Source organism: Streptomyces sp. NPDC059906 (genome assembly GCF_042730645.1).
Taxonomy (GTDB): domain Bacteria; phylum Actinomycetota; class Actinomycetes; order Streptomycetales; family Streptomycetaceae; genus Streptomyces; species Streptomyces rubrogriseus.
Map to the genome: position 1 here is coordinate 39,506 of NZ_JBHWKU010000042.1, position 21,073 is coordinate 60,578.

Here is a 21,073-nt window from a genome sequence, read left to right on the forward strand (position 1 = left end):
GCCTACGCGGCCTTGTCGAGGGCCGGGCGCTCGAACTGGGTGCGGTGCAGTTGGGCGTAGCGGCCGTCGACCGCGAGGAGTTCCTCGTGGGTGCCGCTCTCCACGATGCGGCCGGCTTCGACGACCAGGATGCGGTCGGCCGCCCGGACCGTGGACAGCCGGTGCGCGATCACCACGGCCGTCCGGCCCTGGAGGGCTTCGGTGAGGGCCTCCTGGACGGCCGCCTCGGAGGTGTTGTCGAGGTGGGCGGTGGCCTCGTCGAGGATGACGACGCGCTGGCGGGCCAGCAGCAGCCGGGCGATGGTCATGCGCTGGCGTTCGCCGCCGGAGAGCCGGTAGCCGCGCTCGCCGACCACAGTGTCGAGCCCGTCCGGCAGGGACCGTACGAGGTCGGCGAGGCGGGCCCGGCCCAGCGCCTCCCACAGCTCGCCCTCGGTGGCGCCCGGCCTGGCGAGGAGCAGGTTGGCCCGGACGGTGTCGTGGAAGAGGTGGCCGTCCTGGGTGACCATGCCGACGGTGTCGCGCAGCGACCGCGCGCTCAGCTCGCGCACGTCGACGCCGCCGACGCGGACGGTGCCGCCGTCGGTGTCGTACAGGCGCGGCAGCAGCTGGGCGATGGTGGACTTGCCGGCGCCGGACGATCCGACCAGCGCGATCGTCTGCCCCGGTTCCGCGCGGAAGGAGAGGCCGTGCAGGACCTCTTCGCCGCCGCGGGTGTCCAGGGTGGCGACCTCTTCGAGGGAGGCGAGGGAGACCTTGTCGGCGGCCGGGTAGCCGAAGCGGACGTCGTCGAACTCGACGGCCACGGGGCCGTCGGGGACCGGGCGGGCACCGGGCTTCTCGTCGATGAGCGGGGCCAGGTCCAGTATCTCGAAGACCCGCTCGAAGCTGACGAGGGCGCTCATGACCTCCACCCGGGCTCCGGCGAGCGCGGTGAGCGGGGCGTACAGGCGGGTCAGCAGCAGGGCCAGCGCCACGACGGCGCCCGCGTCCAGGGTGCCGCGCAGGGCGAAGTAGCCGCCGAGGCCGTAGACGAGGGCCAGGGCGAGCGCGGAGACCAGGGTGAGCGCGGTGATGAAGGCGGCCTGGGCGGTGGCGGTGCGCACGCCGATGTCGGCGACGCGGCGGGCCCGGTCGGCGAACTCGGCGGACTCCTCCTCGGGGCGGCCGAACAGCTTGATCAGGGTGGCGCCCGGGGCCGAGAAGCGCTCGGTCATGCGGGTGCCCATGGCGGCGTTGAGGGCGGCGGCCTCGCGCTGCATGCGGGCCATGCGGCGGCCCATCCGGCGCGCCGGGAGCACGAACACCGGGAGCAGCACCAGCGCGAGCAGGGTGATCTGCCAGGACAGGGTCAGCATCACCGCGAGGGTGAGCAGCAGGGTGACCACGTTGCTGACCACGCCGGAGAGGGTGTTGCTGAAGGCGCGCTGGGCGCCGATGACGTCGTTGTTGAGACGGGAGACGAGCGCTCCCGTACGAGTACGCGTGAAGAACGCGACCGGCATGCGCTGCACATGATCGAACACGGCCGTCCGCAGATCGAGGATGAGTCCCTCCCCGAGCGTCGCCGAGAGCCTGCGGGAGAGGATGCCGAGCACCGCCTCCGCGACGGCGATGAGCGCGATGAGCAGGGCGAGGCGCACGACCGTGCCCTCGTCGCCGTCCGACACGATCGCGTCGACGACCTTTCCGGCCAGGACGGGGGTGGCGACGGCGAGCAGTGCGGTCGCCATCCCGAGCAGCACGAAGCGGACGATGCGGCGGCGGTGCGGGCGGGCGAACGCGCCGATGCGGCGCATCGTGGCGCGGGCGAACGGACGGCGCTCGTCTTTGGCGTTCATGACGCTGTACAGCTGCGTCCATGCCGTGGTCTCCATACTCATGCCGATGACCGTAGAACCTCGACCAACGTTGAGGTCAAGGCGGCTCGCTCCGTCGAGGCGGCACGGTCCGCGATCCGTAAGCCGGATTCCGCGCGCCGGTCACCCGTAGTTGGCGCTCCCGGGGGAATGTCTTGTGCTGTGACGACTGCGGTTCGAGCTTCCGAGAAGCCACTTCTGCACCGTGTCCCGGTCCGGAGGGTCCTGTGTGTGCTCCCGCTGCTCCTGGTGGGCGTGGTCGCGGTGCGGCACCGGTCCGTGCTGGCCGACGGCTTCGGCCAGCTCACCACGGCCCGGTGGCCCTGGCTGCTGGCCGCGGCCGGCGCGACCTGTCTGACCTGGGTCGCCGCCGCCTGCACCCGGCAGGGCGCTGTGGTGGAGCGGCTGCCCGCGCGGCGGCTGCTGGCCACCCAGTTCGCGGCCGGCGCGGCCAACCACCTGCTGCCGACGGGCCTGGGCGCGAGCGCGGTGAACCTGCGGTTCATGACGGTGTGCGGGCTGCCGCTGGCCCGTTCCTCGGCGGCGCTCGCGCTCTACCTGCTGGCGGAGAGCGTCGGCCGCCTCGCCGTACTGGGCGCCCTGCTGATCGCGTTCCCCGGCGCGCTGCGGCTCGGCAGCCTGCTGCCCGAGGGGGCCGTGGGGCCGCTGCTGGTGGCCGCGGGCGCGGTCCCGGTCGTGGCGGCGGTGGTGCTGGCGCTGCTGCCGCGGCTGCGCGGGGCGCTGCTCGCCTTCCTGCGGACGGCGCTGGGCGAGGCCCGGTCGGTGCACGCCCGGCCGGCTCGCGCGCTGGCGCTGTGGGGCGGCGCGCTGGCCTTCCCCGCGTTGCAGGCCTCGGCACTGGTGCTGGTGGGCCGGTCGCTGGGCTTGGCGCTGCCCGCCGGGCACATGGCCGTGGCGTATCTCGCGGCGACGGTCGCGGTGGCGCTGGTGCCTACGCCGGGCGGCATCGGTTCGGTCGAGGCGGCACTGGTCGTGGCGCTGGTGGCGGCGGGCGGGCCGGCGGCCGTGGCGACGGCGGTGGTACTGGCGTTCCGGCTGCTGACGGTGTGGCTGCCGCTGCTGCCGGGGGCGCTGACGCTGGCGGCGCTGGTGCGGATGCGGGTGATCTGAGCGGCGGTCCGGGAGGTCATCCCGGGTGCGGTCGGGCGACGCTGACGTGGACCGGCCCGCCCCGGGGGTCGACCCGGTGCGTCCAGCGGGCCGTGAGCTTCAGCGGGCGGTGCGGGACGGCGGTGGTGAGGTGGAACCGTTCGCGGTACAGGAGGCGGCCGTCCTGGGTGACGTAGAGGGCGGGGCGGGGCAGCGGGACCGCCGTGCGCAGGAGGTAGGGGAGGCGGTCGTCCGGGGTGACGCGGTTGGGGGCGATGCGGAGCAGGGGCGGGCCGGCGAGGAGGGGGACGCCGCCGGGCCAGTACGGGTCCGCCGGGCCCGTGCCGTCCTGGAGCCACTCGCGTACGGCGGTCGCGGCGTGCGCGCCCTCGCGGGCCGCCGTGGCCGCGCTCTCGACGGCGTGCAGCACGCTGCCCACTGCGAAGACGCCGGGCCGTGAGGTGCGCAGGGCACCGTCCACGGCGGGGCCGCGGGTGCCGGGGTCCAGGGTCAGCGCGCCGCGCCGGGCGAGTTCGTGGTCGGGGACGAAGTCGCCGGTGAACACGGCGGTGTCGCAGGCCAGCACGGTGGAGCGGCCGTCGCGGTGACGTACCCGCACGCCGGACAGGCGCCCGCGGCCGAGGAGTTCGATGACCGTGGTGCCGGTGAGCACGGGGGTGCGGCGCCGCAGCCGGGCCGCCAGGGCCCACGCGGGGGCGGCCGGGGCCCGGGGCAGCTCCGTGACCAGCGCGAGGACCTCCGCTCCGGCGGCCCGTACGGTGTCGGCGGCGGCGTGGGAGACGCCCTCGGCGCCGACGATCACCGCGCGGGTGCCGATGTGCTGCCCGTACAGGTGGACCGCCTGCTGGAGTTCGCCGGTGGTGTATACGCCGGCGGGGCGGGTGCCGGGGACGAGGCGGGCGGCGCGGGGGCGTTCGCGGGCGCCGGTGGCCAGGACCACCGCGCGGGCGGCGAGGGTCTCGGCGCCCCCGGGGCCCACGGTGGTCAGGGCACGCGGGCCAGCCCAGTCGAGGGCGGTGACGCCGATGCGCAGGTCGGCTCCGGCGCGGGCGGCCGCGTCGGCGAGAAGGCGGGCATGGGCGGGGCCGGTGAGGGCGTGCGGCCGGTCGCCGAAGCCCCGGTGCGCGCAGTGCCTGGGGACTCCCCCGGGCGACTGCTCGCGCTCCAGGACCACGACGCGTGCGCCGGTCCGCGCGAGCCGGGCGGCGGCCGTGAGCCCGGCGGGCCCGGCTCCCACCACCAGGACGTCGGCCTGTCGGCCCGTCACCCCTGTGCCTCCTCGAACAACGCCCTTACCGCCGCCCCGCAGTAGAAGCCCTGGCAGCGGCCCGCCCGGGCCCGGGTGCGGCGGCGCAGTCCGTCCAGGGAGCGGGGCGGGACCGGCCCGGCGAGGGCGTCGCGGATCTCGCCGCGGGAGACGCGTTCGCAGTGGCAGACCAGGGTGCCGTACTCCGGGTCGGCGGCGACCAGGTCGGGCCGCTGGTGAGGGCGGGGGGAGGCCTCACCGAGGTTCGGCATGCGGACCGGTTCGAGCGGGCGCCGGGCGCCGAGGTCGAGGCCGGTGTCCGCGAGGAGGCCGGTGACGTGCGCGGCGATGGCGAGGGAGGCGGTGAGGCCGGTGGAGCGGATACCGCCGACGGTGACGTAGCCCTGGTGGGGGTGGGCGGTGATCCGGTAGTCGTCGTGCCCGGTGGCGGCGCGCAGGCCCGCGTAGACGGCGGTGACCTCCTCCTCCAGCAGGGCGGGGAGGATACGGCGGCCCTGTTCGCGCAGGCGCCGCAGCCCCTCGGCCGTCGAGCCGGTGTCGCCCTTGTCGTCCAGGTCCTCCGCGGTGGGGCCGAGCAGCACGTTGCCGTAGACGGTGGGGGCGACCAGGACGCCCTTGCCGAGGGCGGTGGGGACGGGCAGCAGGATGTGGCGGACCAGGGCGCGGGCGAACGTGTCGTGGACGACGAGCTGGCCCCGGCGCGGGGTGACGGTGAAGTCGTCGTGGCCGAGGCTCCGGTCGAGGGTGTCGGCGTGCAGTCCGGCGGCGTTGACGAGCCGCCGGGCGCACAGCGGGCCGCGCGGGGTGTCGAGCCGGTGGACGCCGTCCGCGTGACCGGCGTGCGTGACGGGCGCGTCGAAGTGCAGGTCGACTCCGGCACGCACCGCCTGGGTGGCGTACGCGAGGGTCGTCGTCCACGGGCAGATGATGCTCTCGCCGGGTACGTGCAGGGCGCCGAGCGCGCCGGGGCCGAGGTGGGGCTCGCGGGCGTAGAGGTCGGCGGCGCCGAGGACGCGGGTGTCGTGGTACTCGTTGCGGCGGGCCTTCTCGGCGAGGCGGGGCAGCGCTCCGAGCTGCTCCTCGTCCCAGGCGACGAGCAGGGCGCCGACGCGTTCGACGGGGATGCCCGACTCGGCGGCGTACGCGGCGAGTTCGCGGGCGCCCTCGCGCACGAGCCGGGCCTCCAGCGAGCCGGGCACGGCGTCGAACCCGGTGTGCAGGATGGCGGTGTTCGCCTTGGAGGTGCCCTGCCCCACGTCGTCCTGCGCCTCGACGAGGGCGACGCGCAGCGCCGGGTGGTGTGCGAGCCGCCGGGCGATCGCGCACCCGACGACCCCGGCCCCGACGACCGCCACGTCGTACGGCTCGGCGGGCGGCGCCCCCGACACGGTGACCGTCACGCGGGGCCCCCGGCGAGCAGCGCGGTGACCGCCCCGCGGAAGCGGCTACGGCGCTCGGTGGCCTCGTCGGTGGTGATGCGGGGTTCGTACACGGTGGTGGGTCCGGCGCCGGGAAGCGCCTCGGCGAGGGGGAGGGAGGGGTCCGCGCCGAGCCGGGCGAGGGCGCCGACGCCGAGCGCGGTGGCGTCGGGCAGCGCGGCCACCTCGACGGGGCGTTGCAGCAGGTCGGCCTGGGTCTGCATGAGGAGCGCGGAGCGGGTGAGGCCGCCGTCGGCGCGCAGCACCGTCAGCGGGGTGCCGAGGTCGGCCGCGGCGGCGTCGGCGAGTTCGGCGACCTGGGCGGCGAGGCCCTCGCACAGGGCGCGCACCAGGTGCCCGGGGGTGGTGTCCAGGCCGAGGCCGGTGAGCGAGCCGCGCAGGTCGCCGCGCCACCAGGGGGCGGCCAGTCCGGCCAGTGCCGGGACGAAGGTGACGCCGCCGGTGTCGGGCACCGTGGCGCCCACGGGGTCGAGGTCGGCCGCGCCGGTGATGACGCCGAGGCCGGTGAGCCAGCGTACGGCGGAGGCGGCCGTGTACACCTGGCCGTCCAGGCAGTGGTCGGCGCGGCCGCCGAGCCGCCAGGCGACGCAGGCGGCCAGGCCCGAGGCGCCCCGGCGCGGTGTGCCGCCGGTGTGGGCGAGGAGGAAGGCGCCGGTGCCGTAGGTGCACTTGGCGGTGCCCGGTTCGGTGACACGCTGGGCGAGCAGCGCGGCCTGCTGGTCGACGGCGAGTCCGGTGAGCGGGAGTTCGGGCCCGAAGGCCCGCACCGTGCCGACGTGGGCGGCGTTGTCCACGACGGCCGGGAGCCGTTCGCCGGTCAGGCCGTACAGCTCCAGGGCGCGCGGCGACCACTCGGCGCGGTCGAGGTCGAGGAGCTGGGTGCGGGAGGCGGTCGCGGCGTCCGTGACGTGGGCGCCGGTGAGGCGGTGGACCAGCCAGCTGTCGGAGGTGGTGACCTGTCCCTCGCGAGTGAGGTGCCGTCGTATCCAGGCCATTTTCGGCGCGGCGAAGTACGGGTCCAGGGGCAGGCCGGTGAGGTGGCGCAATTCGTCCGCGTGGTCGGCGAGTTCGGCACAGAGGGAGGCCGCCCGGCGGTCCTGCCAGACCAGTGCGTCGGTGAGCGGGCGGCCGGTGTCCGGGTCCCAGGCGAGCACCGTCTCGCCCTGGTTGGCCAGGCCCAGCGCGGTGACCGGCTCGCCGGCGTCGGCGAGCGCCCGGTGCCCGGCGTCGACCACCGAGCCGTACAGCTCCTGCGGGTCCACCTCGACCAGGCCGCCGGGCAGGTACCGGGGCCGGACCTCGGCGAATCCGGTGCCGACGACGCCCCGTTCGGGGCAGATCACCAGCGCCTTGGTGCCGGAGGTGCCCTGGTCGACGGCGAGTACCGCGTCCGGCATCAACACCTCCCGGCTCCCGCGCCGACGGTCTCGGCGATCACTGCGCGCCAGCCTGCCCGCACGGACACACCGCGTCAAGGGCAACTGACTGCCAGTCAGTTAGCCCTGGTGGCAATGGTTTTGCGCCGCTGTGGCAAAAGCGAACAGAGGCGGAACCTCCGCCTCTATAGTGTGCGCCGACCGCTCGACCAACGCATCACCGCCCCCGGGGAGGGCTGTTTGTCACGCCATGCTGCCGTACGGTCCGTTCCGCTCGCCGCAGCGGGCGTGTGATGGCCAGAGACGGAGCACAGCCCGCCTACGATCCCGCCGGCCACGACACGGCGCTGCGTTCCGCGCTGCAGGAGGTGCGGGCCGGGCGCTGGATGTCGATGCGCATCCTGCTGGAGCAGACCGGCACCTGGTCGCAGTGGACGCGGCGCACCCAGGTGCTGGCCGCCTCCGCGGCCGGTACGGACGTGGTGCGGGCCTGGCTCGCGGAGGAGCCGCACAGCGTGGCGGCGGCGGTGATGCACGCCCGGGTGGTCGTGGAGCGGGCGCTGCGGGCGCACCGCGAGGCCCATCCCCGCACGCGCGAACTGTGGCTGCAGGCCTGGCACGCCTGCGACGCGGCGACGCGGGCCGCGCCCCACGACCCGGTGCCGTGGGTGTGTCTGCTGGCGCTGGCCAGGCTGGACGAGGGCCTGCGCTGGGAGGAGCACCGGATGGCGCCGCCGGAGCCGATGCTGCCGCCGGGACCGTGGGGGCTGCTCGCCGAGGCCGGCAAGCGCGACCCGTACAACCGGGAGGCCCACCACCGCATGCTGCAGTTCTTCCATCCGCGCGGCGGCTCCGACCGCCTCGCCCAGGCGGCGGGGTTCGCGCACTGGGCGGCGGGGTCGGCGCCGCCGGGCTCGGCGCTGCACGTGCTGCCGCTGTACGTGCGGGTGGAGCGCTACCGCCGTTCGGGCGCGCGGGAGGCGGCTCTGGATCTGCACTGGGTGGCGGAGGACGCCACCCGTGAGGCCCGGCAGGCGTTCGACTCCTGGTTCACGCTCTCCCCGCTTCACGAGCGGTCGCTGCCGGACCTGAACCACCTGGCCCACGCCCTGTGGGGCGCCCTCCGGTTCCGGGAGGCGAACCAGGTGTTCGACGCGCTCGGCCCCTACTGGACGCCGCTGCCCTGGGCCTGCCGGGCCCCGGGCGACGGTTCGGCCGGGCGGGCGGTGGAGGTGTTCCTCCAGGCCCGCACGCGCAGCCGTTCGGCCGCCCGCGGCCGTGGCCACGGCCGACGGCGCCCCTGACCCCCCACTCTTCCGTCCCCGGAGGTTTGCCATGCCCCGCCCCTCTGAACCGTCCGCCACCGACGAGGAACAGCGCCTGCGCGAACTCGGCTACCGGCCGGTGCTGGCCCGCCGTATGGGCGGCTTCGGCAACTTCGCGATCAGCTTCTCGGTGATCTCGATCCTCTCCGGCTGCATGACCCTGTACGGCTTCGGCATGGGCACCGGCGGCCCCGCCGTGATGCTGTGGGGGTGGGCGGGCGTCGGCCTGTTCGTGCTGTGCGTCGGGATGGCGCTGGCGGAGGTCACCAGCGCGTATCCGACGTCGGGCGCGCTGTACTACATGGCCGACCGGCTCGGCGGCCGCCGCTGGGGCTGGTACACGGGCTGGCTGAACCTGCTGGGGCTGCTCGGCGCGATCGCCGGCATCGACTACGGGGCGGCGCTGTTCACGGGCGCGTTCCTCAACCTCCAGTGGGGTTTCGCGCCGACGCCGGAGAAGACGATGCTGATCTTTGTCGTGATCCTGTTGCTGCACGCCACCCTCAACCTCTTCGGCGTGCGGCTGGTCAGTGTGCTCAACTCGGTCAGCGTGTGGTGGCACTTGGCGGGCGTGGCGCTGATCGTCGGCGCGCTGGTGATCGTCCCGGACCACCACCAGTCGCCGTCCTTCGTCTTCACCGAGTTCGTCAACGACACCGGCTGGGAGAACCCGCTGTACGTGGCGGCGATCGGCCTGCTGCTCGCGCAGTACACGTTCTCGGGCTACGACGCCTCCGCCCACCTGTCCGAGGAGACCTCGAACGCCTCGGTGTCGGCGGCGCGCGGCATCGTGCGGGCCATCTGGGTGTCGTGGCTGGCGGGTTTCGTCCTGCTGGCGGGACTGACCTTCGCGATCCAGGACTACGACGCGACCCGCGACACCGCGACCGGGGTGCCGCCCGCGCAGATCCTCCTGGACGGGCTCGGCACGGACGGCGCGAGCGCGCTGCTCCTTGTGGTGATCGTGGCGCAGTTGTTCTGCGGCAACGCCGAGGTGGCCGCAGCCAGCCGGATGGTGTTCGCGTTCAGCCGGGACGGCGCCCTGCCCGGCTCGTCGCTGTGGCGCAAGGTCTCCGCCCGCACCCAGACCCCGGTCGCCGCGGTGTGGCTGTCGGTGGCGGTGGCCTGCCTGCTGGCGCTGCCGTCCCTGTACTCCGCGACGGCGTACGGCGCGGTGACCGCCATCAACGTCATCGGCATCACCCCGGCGTACGCCATCCCGGTGCTGCTGCGGCTGCGGGCCGGCGACCGGTTCACGCCGGGGCCGTGGAACCTGGGCCGGTGGAGCAGGCCCATCGGCTGGGTCGCGGTGGTGTGGGTGGCGTTGGTCACCGTGCTCTTCTGCCTCCCCCAGTCGTCCCCGGTGACGGCCGACACGATGAACTACGCCGTCGTCGCCCTGGTCGTCGTACTGGTTTTGGCCACGGTGTGGTGGTTCGTCGCCCGCCGTTCGTACGGCACGCCGACGGCCGCGGCCTACGGCGACGACCGTGAGCAGGCGGAACTCGCCGAGGGCATCGTCTGAAACGCCCCGGTCCGCGCCTCGGCACAGTACGGGACACCGCCCGGGATACGGCAGGATGAGCCCTCGCGCCGGTCGAACTGCCTTGCGGTTCGGCCGGATCGCGCATCCCCGACATCCCATAGACATCCCGAAGGCGTTCCGTTGGAGGCGGCCGGTGACCGAGGACCTGACCATGGACCATCTGCTGCCCGCCGGCATCGCGCTGGGAGCGGGCCTGCTGGGGGCGTTCCTGCTGCGGCTGCTGCTGCGCTGGCTGGCGGGCCATGCCGGGCGCACCCGCTGGGGCGGCGACGACGTGATCGTGGCCGCGCTGCGCACGATGGCGCCGTGGGCGGCGGTCGCGGCCGGGGTGGCCGGTGCGGCGGCGGCGCTGCCGCTGACGCGGACGGTGCAGCACAGCGTCAACCAGGTGCTGCAGGTACTGCTGATCTTCGTGGCGACGGTGACGGCGGCCCGGGTGGTAGCCGGTCTGGTGCGGACGGTGACGACCTCGCGCTCCGGGGTCGCCGGGTCGGCCACGATCTTCGTCAACATCACCCGGATCCTGGTGCTGGCCATCGGCTTCCTGGTGATGCTGCAGACGCTGGGCGTCTCCATCGCGCCGATGCTGACCGCCCTGGGCGTGGGCGGTCTGGCGGTGGCGCTGGCCCTCCAGGACACGCTGGCCAACCTCTTCGCGGGCATCCACATCCTCGCCTCCAAGACCGTGCAGCCGGGCGACTACATCCAGCTCAGCAGCGGCGAGGACGGCTACGTCGAGGACATCAACTGGCGCCAGACCACCGTGCGCGAGCTGTCCAACAACCTGGTGGTGATCCCGAACGGGCAGCTCGCGAAGTCGAACATGACCAACTTCATGCGACCCGAGCAGCGGCTGACCGTGCTGGTCCAGGTCGGCGTCTCCTACGACAGTGACCTGGACCACGTGGAGCGGGTGACGACCGAGGTGATCGCCGAGGTGATGACGGAGGTCAGCGGCGCGGTGCCGGACCACGAGCCGGCGATCCGCTTCCACACCTTCGGCGACTCGCGGATCGGCTTCACCGTGATCCTGGGCGTGGGCGAGTTCAGCGACCAGTACCGGATCAAGCACGAGTTCATCAAGCGGCTGCACCGGCGCTACCGCGCGGAGGGCATCCGGATCCCGTCGCCCGCACGGACGGTCGCGCTCCAGCAGGGGGCCGTGGTCCTGCCGCAGCAGCGGGCGGGCGAGGAGATCGTCCCGCTCCCCTGAGCGCTACGTGGCCGGAATCTCCGTGCGACCCCTGTCGAGCCCGGGTCGATCACGAGATATCTTGATGTCGAGCAATGTTGCAGACGTGGAGCGGAGCACCCGGTGACTGACTCGACCATCATCTATACACACACTGACGAGGCCCCGGCCCTGGCGACGTATTCGTTCCTGCCGGTGGTCCGGGCGTACGCCTCGCAGGCGGGTGTCGCGGTCGAGACCCGCGACATCTCGCTGGCCGGCCGCATCATCGCCCTGTTCCCGGAGTACCTCACCGAGGACCAGCGCATCCCGGACGCCCTCGCGGAGCTGGGCGAGCTGGCCAAGACGCCCGCCGCCAACATCATCAAGCTGCCGAACATCTCGGCGTCCATCCCGCAGCTCAAGGCCGCCGTCGCCGAGCTGCAGGGCCAGGGCTACGCGCTGCCGGCCTACCCGGACGACCCGAAGACCGACGAGGAGCGCGACGTCCGCGCCCGCTACGACAAGGTCAAGGGCTCCGCGGTCAACCCGGTCCTGCGCGAGGGCAACTCCGACCGCCGTGCCCCGGCGTCGGTGAAGAACTACGCCAAGACCCACCCGCACCGCATGGGCGCCTGGACCGGCGAGTCCAGGACCAACGTCGCGACCATGGGTGAGAACGACTTCCGTTCCACCGAGAAGTCCGCGGTGATCGCCGAGGACGGCACCCTGCGGATCGAGCTGGTCGGCGACGACGGCACCACGACCGTGCTGCGCGAGTCGGTTCCGGTGAAGAAGGACGAGGTCCTCGACGCCTCCGTGCTGCGCGTCGCCGCCCTGCGCGAGTTCCTCACCGCGCAGGTCGCCCGCGCCAAGGCCGAGGGCATCCTGTACTCGGTGCACCTGAAGGCCACGATGATGAAGGTCTCCGACCCGATCATCTTCGGCCACGTGGTCCGCGCCTTCTTCCCGAAGACCTTCGCCCAGTACGGCGACGTGCTCGCCAAGGCCGGTCTCACCCCGAACGACGGCCTGGGCGGCATCTACAAGGGCCTGGAGTCCCTGCCCGAGGGCGCCGAGATCAAGGCGTCCTTCGACGCGGAGCTGGCCGAGGGCCCGGAGCTGGCCATGGTCGACTCCGACAAGGGCATCACCAACCTGCACGTGCCCTCGGACGTCATCATCGACGCGTCCATGCCGGCCATGATCCGCACCTCCGGTCACATGTGGGGCGCGGACGGCGGCGAGCACGACGCCCTCGCCGTGATCCCGGACTCCTCCTACGCCGGCGTGTACCAGGCCGTAATCGAGGACTGCCGCGCCAACGGCGCCTACGACCCCTCCACCATGGGTTCGGTCCCGAACGTCGGCCTCATGGCGCAGAAGGCCGAGGAGTACGGCAGCCACGACAAGACCTTCGAGATCGCCACCACGGGCACCGTCCGCCTGGTCGACGCCGCGGGCGACGCGGTGCTGGAGCAGACGGTCTCCGCCGGTGACATCTTCCGCGCCTGCCAGACCAAGGACGCGCCGATCCGCGACTGGGTGAAGCTGGCCGTCACCCGCGCCCGCGCCACCGGCGACCCCGCCGTCTTCTGGCTGGACGAGGGCCGTGCCCACGACGCCAACCTGATCGCCAAGGTCAAGGCGTACCTGCCGGAGCACGACACCGAGGGCCTGGACATCAGGATCCTGTCCCCCGTCGAGGCGACCAAGCTGTCGGTGGAGCGCATCCGCCGCGGCGAGAACACCATCTCGGTCACCGGCAACGTGCTGCGCGACTACCTGACCGACCTGTTCCCGATCCTGGAGCTGGGCACCAGCGCCAAGATGCTGTCGGTCGTCCCGCTGATGGCGGGCGGCGGCCTCTTCGAGACCGGTGCCGGCGGTTCGGCCCCCAAGCACGTGCAGCAGCTGGTCAGGGAGGACTACCTGCGCTGGGACTCGCTCGGCGAGTTCTTCGCCCTGGTGCCGTCCCTGGAGCAGTACGCCGAGGCCACCGGCAACGGCAAGGCCAAGGTCCTCGCCGACACCCTCGACCGCGCCACGGCGACCTTCCTCAACGAGGACAAGTCCCCGACCCGCCGCGTCGGCGGCATCGACAACCGCGGCAGCCACTTCTTCCTGTCCCTGTACTGGGCGCAGGAGCTGGCCAAGCAGACCGACGACGCGGACCTGGCCAAGGCCTTCGCCCCGCTCGCCGAGACGCTCACCGCGGGCGAGCAGCGGATCGTCGAGGAGCTGAACGCCGTACAGGGCAAGCCCGCCGAGATCGGCGGCTACTACCAGCCCGACCCGGCGAAGGCCGCCGAGGTCATGCGCCCGTCGGCCACCTGGAACGAGGCACTGGCGTCCCTCGCCTGATCCTCGGGAGCCCCGCGCACCCCACGGGCACCCCGTTTCCGTTCGGCGGAGACGGGGTGCCCGTCTGTCTGCCGTCCCCCGACCTCCGGAGCACTCCTCATGACCGACGCCCCCGCCTTCTTCGCCCTCCTGCCGGGCGCCGCCGCGTCCCCGGTGATCCTGCACGTCCCGCACTCCTCCCGCGAGATCCCGGCCGACGTGCGGAGCGGCATCGTCCTGTCCGATGCCGGGCTGGAGCGGGAGCTGGACCACATGACCGACTCGCACACCGCGGAGATCGCCGGGCGGGCCGCCGAGCTGGCCGGAATCACCCCCTGGCGGTTCGTGAACCGGATGTCGCGGCTGGTGGTCGACCCGGAGCGGTTCCCGGACGAGCGGGAGGAGATGGCGGCCGTGGGGATGGGCGCCGTGTACACGCGGACCTCGCACCGCGAGGTGCTGCGCGCCGCGGACACGGACCCCGCGCCGCTGATCGAGCGGTACTTCCGGCCGTACGCGCGGGCGATGGCCGAGGCCGTCGCCGACCGGCTCGCGGCCACCGGACGGGCCGTGATCGTCGACGTGCACTCCTACCCGGCCGAGCCGCTCCCCTACGAACTGCACGGCGGGGGCCCGCGCCCACCCGTCTGCCTGGGCACCGACGCCTTCCACACCCCGCCCGAGCTGCTCGCCGCCGCCCGGGAGACGTTCGCCCTGTGCGGCGGGACCGGGCTGGACAGCCCGTTCGGCGGGACGTACGTGCCGCTGGACTTCTACGGGACAAGGAGCGAGGTCGGTGCGCTGATGGTGGAGATCCGCCGGGACACGTACATGACGGAGCCGGGCGGCCCGGCCGGGCCGGGCCTGTCGCGCCTCGCGGAGTCGCTCGCGGCGCTCGTCGACGCCGTGTCGGGCTGAGAGCCACCCCGCAGGTCCGCCCACCACCGGCTGGAGCACTCCCGCGCGACAGCCGGGCGGGTGCGCGGCGAGGGTGGGGGGATGACGCAGGAGACCACCACGCTCACCGGCCAGTCGCCGCCCCCGGTGCGGGACTGGCCCGCCCTCGACCTGGACGGCCCGGAGTTCGACCCGGTCCTCGCCGAGCTGATGCGCGAGGGGCCGATGACCCGCGTCCGGCTCCCGCACGGCGAGGGCTGGGCCTGGCTGGCGACGCGGTACGACGACGTGAAGGCGATCACCAACGATCCGCGTTTCGGACGAGCCGAGGTGACTCGGCGTCAGATCACGCGCCTCGCCCCGCACTTCAAGCCGCGGCCCGGCTCGCTCGCGTTCGCCGACCAGCCCGACCACAACCGGCTGCGGCGCGCGGTCGCGGGCGCGTTCACCGTGGGCGCGACCAAGCGGCTGCGGCCCCGGGCGCAGGAGATCCTGGACGGTCTGGTGGACGGGATCCTCGCCGAGGGCCCGCCGGCCGACCTGGTCGAGCGGGTCCTGGAGCCCTTCCCGATCGCCGTGGTCAGCGAGGTGATGGGCGTGCCGGCCGCCGACCGGGAGCGGGTGCACTCCTGGACCCGGCAGATCATCTCGACCTCCGGCGGTGCCGAGGCCGCCGAGCGGGCGAAGCAGGGCCTGTACGGGTGGATCACCGAGACCGTCCGGGCCCGGGCCGGCAGCGACGGCGGCGACGTGTACGCGATGCTCGGCGCCGCCGTGGGCCGCGGCGAGGTCGGCGAGACGGAGGCCGTCGGGCTGGCGGGGCCGCTGCAGATCGGCGGCGAGGCCGTCACGCACAACGTCGGCCAGATGCTGTACCTGCTGCTCACCCGCCCCGAGCTGATGGCGCGGACGCGCGAGCGGCCCGGGGCGCGCGGCACGGCGCTGGACGAGCTGCTGCGCTGGATCTCGCACCGCACGTCGGTGGGCCTCGCCCGCATCGCCCTGGAGGACGTCGAGGTGCACGGGACGCGCATCGCCGCCGGTGAGCCGGTGTACGTCTCGTACCTGGCCGCCAACCGGGACCCGGACGTCTTCCCGGAACCGGACCGCATCGACCTGGACCGCGACCCCAACCCGCACCTGGCGTACGGCAACGGGCACCACTTCTGCACCGGCGCCGTGCTCGCCCGGATGCAGACCGAGCTGCTCGTCGACACGCTCCTCGACCGGCTGCCGGGGCTGCGGCTCGCGGTCCCGGCCGAGCAGGTGGCCTGGCGCCGCAAGACCATGATCAGGGGGCCGCGCACGCTGCCCTGCACCTGGTAGCCCCGCACCCTGCGGGTGGTGCGTTCAGGCCCGCAGCCACTCCGTCACGACCACCTCCCGGCCGGTCCGCAGCCGCAGTGCGAACGGACCGGCCGGCGGGGCCTCGCCGGTGAAGCGGCCCATGTCGTCCGCCGTCAGCCGCGCGTGGGCCCGCGGGCCGCTCAGCACCTCGATCCCGGCGGGGCCCGGCGGCAGCAGCTGGCCGATCAGGCCGTCCGCGGTCACCTCGACGTCGACGGTCACCGCGTCCGTGCGGAAGGTCAGCATCCGCGGCGGGTCCGTCTCGCCCCTGACGGGGATGCCGTCCACCAGCGAGTCGAAGGTCAGCTCGGCGACGCGGGCGTCCAGGTCGTGCAGGACGAAGGCGTCGACGGCGGTCCGCCGCAGCTCGGCCGGGACCGGGTCCAGGATCGCGGCGGCCTGCCGCAGCTCCTCCTCCAGCAGACCGTCGTGCAGCTCTCCGTCGCGCTCGTCGTACTCGCCGTGTTCGTCGCGCTCGTCGCGCTCGTCGCGCTCGTCGTTCAGATCGCTCATTTCGTCCCCCGTGCCTCCAGCCGGGCCCGCAGCCGGCGCAGACAGCGCTGGCGCATCGGCCCGATGCTGCCCACCGCGATACCCAGCGCGGCGGACACCTCCTGATAACTGGGCGGCGGCGAGGAGATCAGCACCCGCAGCAACTGGCGGCACCGCTCGCCCAGTTCCTCGAACTCCTGCCACAGCAGCCGTACGCGCTCGGTCTGCGCGGCGGCCTCCTCGGAGTCGAGCACCGACTCCTCGGGCGTACGCTCCTCGCTCGGCCGGTCGAGCAGCTGTGGATCGTCGGTCGGCGTCCACCGCTTGGAGGCCTTGAGCAGCTTCAGGCACTCATGCCGTGCCGTGCTCGCCAGCCAGGAGCCGGTCTTCTCCGGTTCCCGGATCCGCCCCAGGTGCTGGGCGAAGCGGAACCAGGCGGTCTGGTACACCTCGTGCGCGTCGGCGTCGGACAGCCCGTGCGACCTGGCCACGGACCACACGAGCGGGCCGAGTCCGTCCACCAGTGACTTCCAGGCCGCCGCGTCCCCGTCGGCCGCCGACTGTACGAGCGCCCCGACATCTGCACGGTCCACGGTCCCACCCCTCGTGTACGACCTGCCATCGTACGCCGTGGAGTGGATGGTTCCGACCGCCAGCAGGCCGTTCACGACCCGCCTTCCGACGGGTCGACGGGGACCGGGCGCCAGGTGGGCGGCAGCAGCGCGGGCACGTGCGCCCCGCGCACCTCCGCGTACTCGGTGTTGGCCGCGAGCAGTTGCCGGCCGGCCGCGCGCGGGTCGGTCTCCTTGTGCGCCGTCATGCGGGAGGCGACCAGCCCCGCGACCACGGGGGTGGCGAAGGAGGTGCCGCTCCACTGGGCGTGCCCCTCGAACATCACCTGGTCCGGCTTGGCGGGCGCCTCGCCCGGCTCGCTCAGCACCCCGTTGTGCCGGGGGTACTGGCAGGTGCAGGCGTAGGTGAAGCCGAACCGGCAGGCGTCGTAGGTGGAATGCTGGTAGACGTACGGCACGGGTGTCCCGAAGCCGGTGAGGGCGCTGGTGAGGCGCTCGCCGGGGGCGTAGGCCCGCACCCAGCCGCCGTGGTTGCTGAAGCAGGCGCCGAACTCGCCGTCGGAGCGCAGCGCCCCGATCGACAGCACCGAGTCCTCCCAGCCGGGCAGGGTGGCGTAGGCGGCGGGCCAGAAGGGCGTGGCGCTGGCGTTGTTGCCCGCGGCGGCGACCAGCAGGGTGCGCTGGTCGCGGAGTTCCTCCATGAAGGCGTGGACGCCGAGCAGGCCGTCGGTGCGGCCGTTGGAGGTGCCCGCGGAGAGGCTGAGGACCTCGGGCCAGCCGCCGCGGTCGACGGCCTCGAAGAGCTTCTCGCCCAGCTCCGACTCGAGGATCGCGCCCGCGTCGTTGAGGGTGTTGCTGACGGTCACGTCGGTGTTGGGCGCGACGGCGGCGACCAGCCCGGCGATGAAGGTGCCGTGCCCGACGTACTGGCACAGGATTCCGTCGTCGTCGCACTCCCTGATCTGGGCGTCGCCCTCGGTGTGGGCGAGCAGCGGGTAGGACCGGTAGTCGTGCATGAGGCCGGTGTCGATGACGAGGACGCCGACGGCGGTCTCGGCGTCGTACGGCGCCGTGTCGGCGGCCGGGTTGGGCGGCTCGCTCAGCGGGACGGGCACGGGCTCGTCGCCGGGGCAGGCGTTGACGGCGATGGAGACGACGTGGTTGCGGCTGATCAGCCGGCGGCCCGCACGGCCCTCCATCGTCCGCAGGGAGCGCAGGGCGTGGGCGACGGTGGGGTCGCCGTCGCGGGCGCCCTCGCCGGGGTCGGCGACCCGGATGCGGGTGATGCCGGTGCGGTTGGTCTCGGGACTGGCCCGGCGCACGTGGTCGGGGGTCAGCCCGGCCATGGTGGTGAAGTGGTCGCGCACGGTGTCCTCGACGATGCGGGCCTCCTCGCCGTCGCGGGCGAGGACGATCCCCTTCTCGTAGAAGAACTCGGCGGAGTCGTCCGGGCCCATCGCCAGCGGGACGTCCGGCATCGAGCGCTGGATCTGGTCGAACTGCTCGCGGAATCGCTGTGGTGCCATGGCTTGTCCTCCACTGAGCGGCGGCGGTGACGAGGGTCGTGGGCGCGGCCGGGGCGGCCGCGGTCGCGACCATGGTGGTGGCGGCGGTCGTCAATCAGAGTCCCGGGGCGGCCGATTGATACAGACTCGAACCTGTGTGGCGTGGTTCCGGAGCACTACCATCCGTGGGGTGACAGCGCGCAACGACTCGGTTCTCGACCTGCTGCCGATGGTGTTCGCCGCCCCGGGCGAAGCGCTGACGCGGGCGGAGGAGTTGCTCGGCGCGGACCCCTCGCCGCTGCACGCCTCGGTCGCCCATCAGGTGATCGGCATCTGGCAGCGGGACTTCGGCGACACCCGGCGTGCCCTGGCCCATCTGCGGCGGGCCCGCTACCTCGCGGCGCGCGCGGACTCGGCCGAGCGGGAGGCGGACGTCCTGGCCACGCTCGGGGTCGCGCTGGTGCACGCCGGGCGTACGCGGGCGGGGCTGGAGGCGTTCGAGCGGGGCGTGGCGCGCGGGAGCGGCCACACGCGCGCGCGGGTGCTGTTCCGGCGGGCTTACGTGTGGTGGGTCCTCGGCCGGCACGGGGAGGCGCTGGAGGACGTACGGCGAGCGATCCCGGTGCTGCGGCAGGCCGACGACGTGATCTGGACGGCGCGGGCGCTGACGCTGCGGGCGACCGTGCATCTCGCGCTGGGCTCGGTGGAGCGGGCGGACGCCGACTTCACCGCGGCGGAGGCGCTGTGGGACACCACGGGCCAGGAGCACGACAAGGCCGACGCGGTGGAGAGCAGGGGTCTGGCGGCCTTCCGGTCGGGTGACGTACCGGCGGCGCTGCGGCTGCTGGACGAGGCGGAGGAGCGGTACGGGAAGCTGGGCACGCCGACGTTCATGCTCACCATCCGGCGCTGCGAGGTGCTGATGGCGGCGGGGCTGGCCACGGAGGCGCTGGCGGAGGCGGACGGGGCCGTGGCGGCGCTGGACGGGATCGGCGGGCAGTCCACCCGCAAGGCGGAGTTGCTGCTGGTGGCCGCGCGGGCGGCCCGGCTGGCGGGCGAGCCGCAGACCGCGCTGGCGCGCGCGGCCGTCGCGGTGCGGCTGTTCGCCGGGCAGCGGCGCACCTGGTACGAGACGCACGCCCGGCTGGTGCTGATCGAGGCCCGGGTCGCCACGGGCCGCGGATCGGGCCGGCTGGTCGCGGACGCGGCGGCGGTGGCGGAACGGCTGGCGGCCTTCGGGGCGCCGGCCGCGCCGGAGGCTTCGCTGCTGGCGGGCCGGATCGCGCTGGACCTCGGCTGGACCGCGGACGCGGAACGGCATCTGGCGGTGGCCGCGCGCAGCCGGCACGGCGGGCCGCCGCTGGCGCGGATGACGGGCTGGGCGGCGCAGGCACTGCGGGCGCGGGCGGCCGGGTCGGCGCGGGGCGTCCTGGAGGCCTGCCGGCGCGGTCTGGACGTCCTCGACGACCACCGGATGACGCTGGGCGCCTCGGAGCTGCGGGCCCGGGCCACCGCGCAGGGTGCGGAGCTGGCGGCGCTGGCGCAGCGGGCGTCGCTGGTCTCGGGCGGGCCGCGGCGGCTGCTGGGCTGGAGCGAGCGCTGGCGGGCGACGGTGCTGTCGGCGCCGCCGACCCGGCCGCCGGCCGATCCGGTGCTGCTGACCGCCATGACGGCGTTCCGGGAACTCGCCGCCCGCGCGGAGGAGGCCCGCACGGACGGCGGCCGGCCCGCTCCCGCCCTGGAGCGCGAACAGCGGCGCCTGGAGCGGGAGATCCGCTCCCGCACCCTGCACATGCGGGGCGAGGCGCCCGGCGACGGCGACCGGTTCGACGTGGGGCGGCTGCTGCGGCGGCTGGGCGACGAGGTGCGGCTGGTGGAGCTGGCGGTGCTCGACGGGCGCGTGCACGTGCTGCTGTGCGGGCAGGGCCGGGTACGGCGCTTCGAGGCCGGGCTGCTGGCCGAGGCGGAGGTGGAGGCGGAGCACGTGCAGGCCGGGTTGCGGCGGCTGGCGCATCCGGGTGCGGAGGCGCGGCTGCCGCTGGTGGAGGCGGCGGGCGCGCGCCTCCAGCAGTTGCTGCTGGGGCCCGCCGCGGCCCACCTCGGCTCGGGCCCGGTCGTCGTGGTCCCGCCGGGCCGACTGCACCGGGTGCCGTGGGCGCTGCTGCCGGTCCTGCGGGAACGCGTCCTCAGCGTGTCGCCGTCGGCGAGCAGCTGGCTGCGCGCGAGGGACACCGCTCCCCCGCCCGGCGGCCGCCAGGTCCTGGTCCGCGGCCCCGGCCTGGCGAGCGGCGGCGCCGAGGTGCCGGAACTCGCCGAGCGGTACGCGGGGGCGCGGCCACCGGGGAGGGCCGGGACGGGGAGCCCGTCGCCCGCGCCCCCGACCGGGGCGCGCCGACTGCCACCGGGGGACGGACGGGAGCGCGGTGGACACCCGGATCCTGCCGACCCCCCTTCGGCGCCGCCGCGCTCCGCGCCGGGTCGCGGGGAACACGGGGAGCACGGGGAACCCGCCGGGCCACACCGAGGACCGGCATCGGGCGCGCCAGGTCCCGGCGAACGCGCCCAGCCGGCCGGCACGCCTTCAGCACCACCACAGGCCGGACCGGACCACGACGAGCACCAACCGCCGCCCGGCACGCCTTCGGTGCCGCCACGCTCCACCCCGGGCCACGGGGAGCACGGGGAACCCGCCGGGCCACACCGAGGGCCGGCATCGGGCGCGCCAGGTCCCGGCGAACGCGCCCAGCCGGCCGGCACGCCTTCAGCACCACCACAGGCCGGACCGGACCACGACGAGCACCAA

15 protein-coding genes are annotated in these 21,073 nt (G+C 74.4%); 8 read left to right on the forward strand and 7 right to left on the reverse strand.

The annotated features are described in order from the left end of the window. Positions 1 to 2: 2 nt before the first annotated feature. A complete protein-coding gene (locus ACFV9J_RS36700; protein ID WP_385362010.1) occupies positions 3 to 1,877 on the reverse strand; it encodes an ABC transporter ATP-binding protein in 1,875 nt (624 codons plus the stop codon). Positions 1,878 to 2,090: 213 nt separating this feature from the next. On the opposite strand from ACFV9J_RS36700, the gene ACFV9J_RS36705 reads away from it, so the two are divergent. Next, positions 2,091 to 2,990 (forward strand): YbhN family protein, encoded by a 900-nt coding sequence (locus ACFV9J_RS36705; RefSeq protein WP_385361983.1) that lies wholly within the window; start codon positions 2,091 to 2,093, stop codon positions 2,988 to 2,990. Between the two features lie 16 nt (positions 2,991 to 3,006). Here the strand turns inward: ACFV9J_RS36705 and ACFV9J_RS36710 are convergent, their stop codons facing one another. The 3 genes from ACFV9J_RS36710 to ACFV9J_RS36720 are packed head-to-tail and all read right to left on the reverse strand — an operon-like array spanning position 3,007 to position 7,093. Continuing rightward, a complete protein-coding gene (locus tag ACFV9J_RS36710) occupies positions 3,007 to 4,257 on the reverse strand; it encodes an NAD(P)/FAD-dependent oxidoreductase (RefSeq protein ID WP_385361985.1) in 1,251 nt (416 codons plus the stop codon). After that, positions 4,254 to 5,657, reverse strand: coding sequence for an NAD(P)/FAD-dependent oxidoreductase (locus ACFV9J_RS36715; protein WP_385361987.1), 1,404 nt, complete (start codon positions 5,655 to 5,657; stop codon positions 4,254 to 4,256). The genes ACFV9J_RS36710 and ACFV9J_RS36715 overlap by 4 nt, the downstream gene beginning before the upstream one ends. Continuing rightward, positions 5,654 to 7,093, reverse strand: a complete 1,440-nt coding sequence (locus ACFV9J_RS36720; protein ID WP_385361989.1) for an FGGY family carbohydrate kinase — start codon at positions 7,091 to 7,093, stop codon at positions 5,654 to 5,656. The genes ACFV9J_RS36715 and ACFV9J_RS36720 overlap by 4 nt, the downstream gene beginning before the upstream one ends. Before the next feature lie 272 nt (positions 7,094 to 7,365). On the opposite strand from ACFV9J_RS36720, the gene ACFV9J_RS36725 reads away from it, so the two are divergent. The 6 genes from ACFV9J_RS36725 (at position 7,366) to ACFV9J_RS36750 (ending at position 15,680) form a co-directional block, all read left to right on the forward strand. Next, a complete protein-coding gene (locus tag ACFV9J_RS36725; RefSeq protein ID WP_385361991.1) occupies positions 7,366 to 8,376 on the forward strand; it encodes a hypothetical protein in 1,011 nt (336 codons plus the stop codon). Positions 8,377 to 8,407: 31 nt separating this feature from the next. After that, entirely contained in the window at positions 8,408 to 9,922 is a 1,515-nt protein-coding gene (locus ACFV9J_RS36730; protein ID WP_385361993.1) for an amino acid permease, read from the forward strand. Between the two features lie 172 nt (positions 9,923 to 10,094). Further along, complete coding sequence (locus ACFV9J_RS36735; protein WP_385362012.1) at positions 10,095 to 11,156, forward strand: mechanosensitive ion channel family protein; 1,062 nt, start codon at positions 10,095 to 10,097, stop codon at positions 11,154 to 11,156. A 102-nt stretch (positions 11,157 to 11,258) separates the two neighbouring features. Continuing rightward, on the forward strand, positions 11,259 to 13,478 hold the full coding sequence (locus ACFV9J_RS36740) for an NADP-dependent isocitrate dehydrogenase (RefSeq protein WP_385361995.1): 2,220 nt from the start codon (positions 11,259 to 11,261) through the stop codon (positions 13,476 to 13,478). Positions 13,479 to 13,577: 99 nt separating this feature from the next. Then, complete coding sequence (locus ACFV9J_RS36745; protein WP_385361996.1) at positions 13,578 to 14,375, forward strand: N-formylglutamate amidohydrolase; 798 nt, start codon at positions 13,578 to 13,580, stop codon at positions 14,373 to 14,375. A gap of 81 nt (positions 14,376 to 14,456) precedes the next feature. Beyond that, positions 14,457 to 15,680, forward strand: coding sequence for a cytochrome P450 (locus ACFV9J_RS36750; RefSeq protein ID WP_385361998.1), 1,224 nt, complete (start codon positions 14,457 to 14,459; stop codon positions 15,678 to 15,680). A 24-nt stretch (positions 15,681 to 15,704) separates the two neighbouring features. Here the strand turns inward: ACFV9J_RS36750 and ACFV9J_RS36755 are convergent, their stop codons facing one another. Genes ACFV9J_RS36755 through ACFV9J_RS36765 form a run of 3 tightly spaced genes read right to left on the reverse strand, consistent with a single transcriptional unit; the run spans position 15,705 to position 18,291 of the window. After that, a complete protein-coding gene (locus ACFV9J_RS36755; RefSeq protein WP_385361999.1) occupies positions 15,705 to 16,214 on the reverse strand; it encodes a hypothetical protein in 510 nt (169 codons plus the stop codon). After that, a complete protein-coding gene (locus ACFV9J_RS36760; protein WP_030870319.1) occupies positions 16,211 to 16,849 on the reverse strand; it encodes an RNA polymerase sigma factor in 639 nt (212 codons plus the stop codon). The genes ACFV9J_RS36755 and ACFV9J_RS36760 overlap by 4 nt, the downstream gene beginning before the upstream one ends. An 8-nt stretch (positions 16,850 to 16,857) precedes the next feature. After that, complete coding sequence (locus ACFV9J_RS36765) at positions 16,858 to 18,291, reverse strand: S8/S53 family peptidase (RefSeq protein ID WP_385362001.1); 1,434 nt, start codon at positions 18,289 to 18,291, stop codon at positions 16,858 to 16,860. A gap of 208 nt (positions 18,292 to 18,499) precedes the next feature. Between ACFV9J_RS36765 and ACFV9J_RS36770 the strand changes: the two genes are divergently transcribed. Then, a partial coding sequence (locus tag ACFV9J_RS36770; RefSeq protein ID WP_385362014.1) for a hypothetical protein occupies positions 18,500 to 21,073 on the forward strand: 2,574 nt, incomplete at its 3' end.

What these genes read in the sequence shown, in the direction of transcription:
- ACFV9J_RS36755 (WP_385361999.1), bottom strand. Translation starts at nt 16,214, where the DNA reads ATGAGCGATCTGAACGACGAGCGCGACGAGCGCGACGAGCGCGACGAA.
- ACFV9J_RS36735 (WP_385362012.1), top strand. Translation starts at nt 10,095, where the DNA reads ATGGACCATCTGCTGCCCGCCGGCATCGCGCTGGGAGCGGGCCTGCTG.
- ACFV9J_RS36700 (WP_385362010.1), bottom strand. Translation starts at nt 1,877, where the DNA reads ATGGAGACCACGGCATGGACGCAGCTGTACAGCGTCATGAACGCCAAA.
- ACFV9J_RS36730 (WP_385361993.1), top strand. Translation starts at nt 8,408, where the DNA reads ATGCCCCGCCCCTCTGAACCGTCCGCCACCGACGAGGAACAGCGCCTG.
- ACFV9J_RS36720 (WP_385361989.1), bottom strand. Translation starts at nt 7,093, where the DNA reads ATGCCGGACGCGGTACTCGCCGTCGACCAGGGCACCTCCGGCACCAAG.
- ACFV9J_RS36750 (WP_385361998.1), top strand. Translation starts at nt 14,457, where the DNA reads ATGACGCAGGAGACCACCACGCTCACCGGCCAGTCGCCGCCCCCGGTG.
- ACFV9J_RS36745 (WP_385361996.1), top strand. Translation starts at nt 13,578, where the DNA reads ATGACCGACGCCCCCGCCTTCTTCGCCCTCCTGCCGGGCGCCGCCGCG.
- ACFV9J_RS36725 (WP_385361991.1), top strand. Translation starts at nt 7,366, where the DNA reads ATGGCCAGAGACGGAGCACAGCCCGCCTACGATCCCGCCGGCCACGAC.
- ACFV9J_RS36765 (WP_385362001.1), bottom strand. Translation starts at nt 18,291, where the DNA reads ATGGCACCACAGCGATTCCGCGAGCAGTTCGACCAGATCCAGCGCTCG.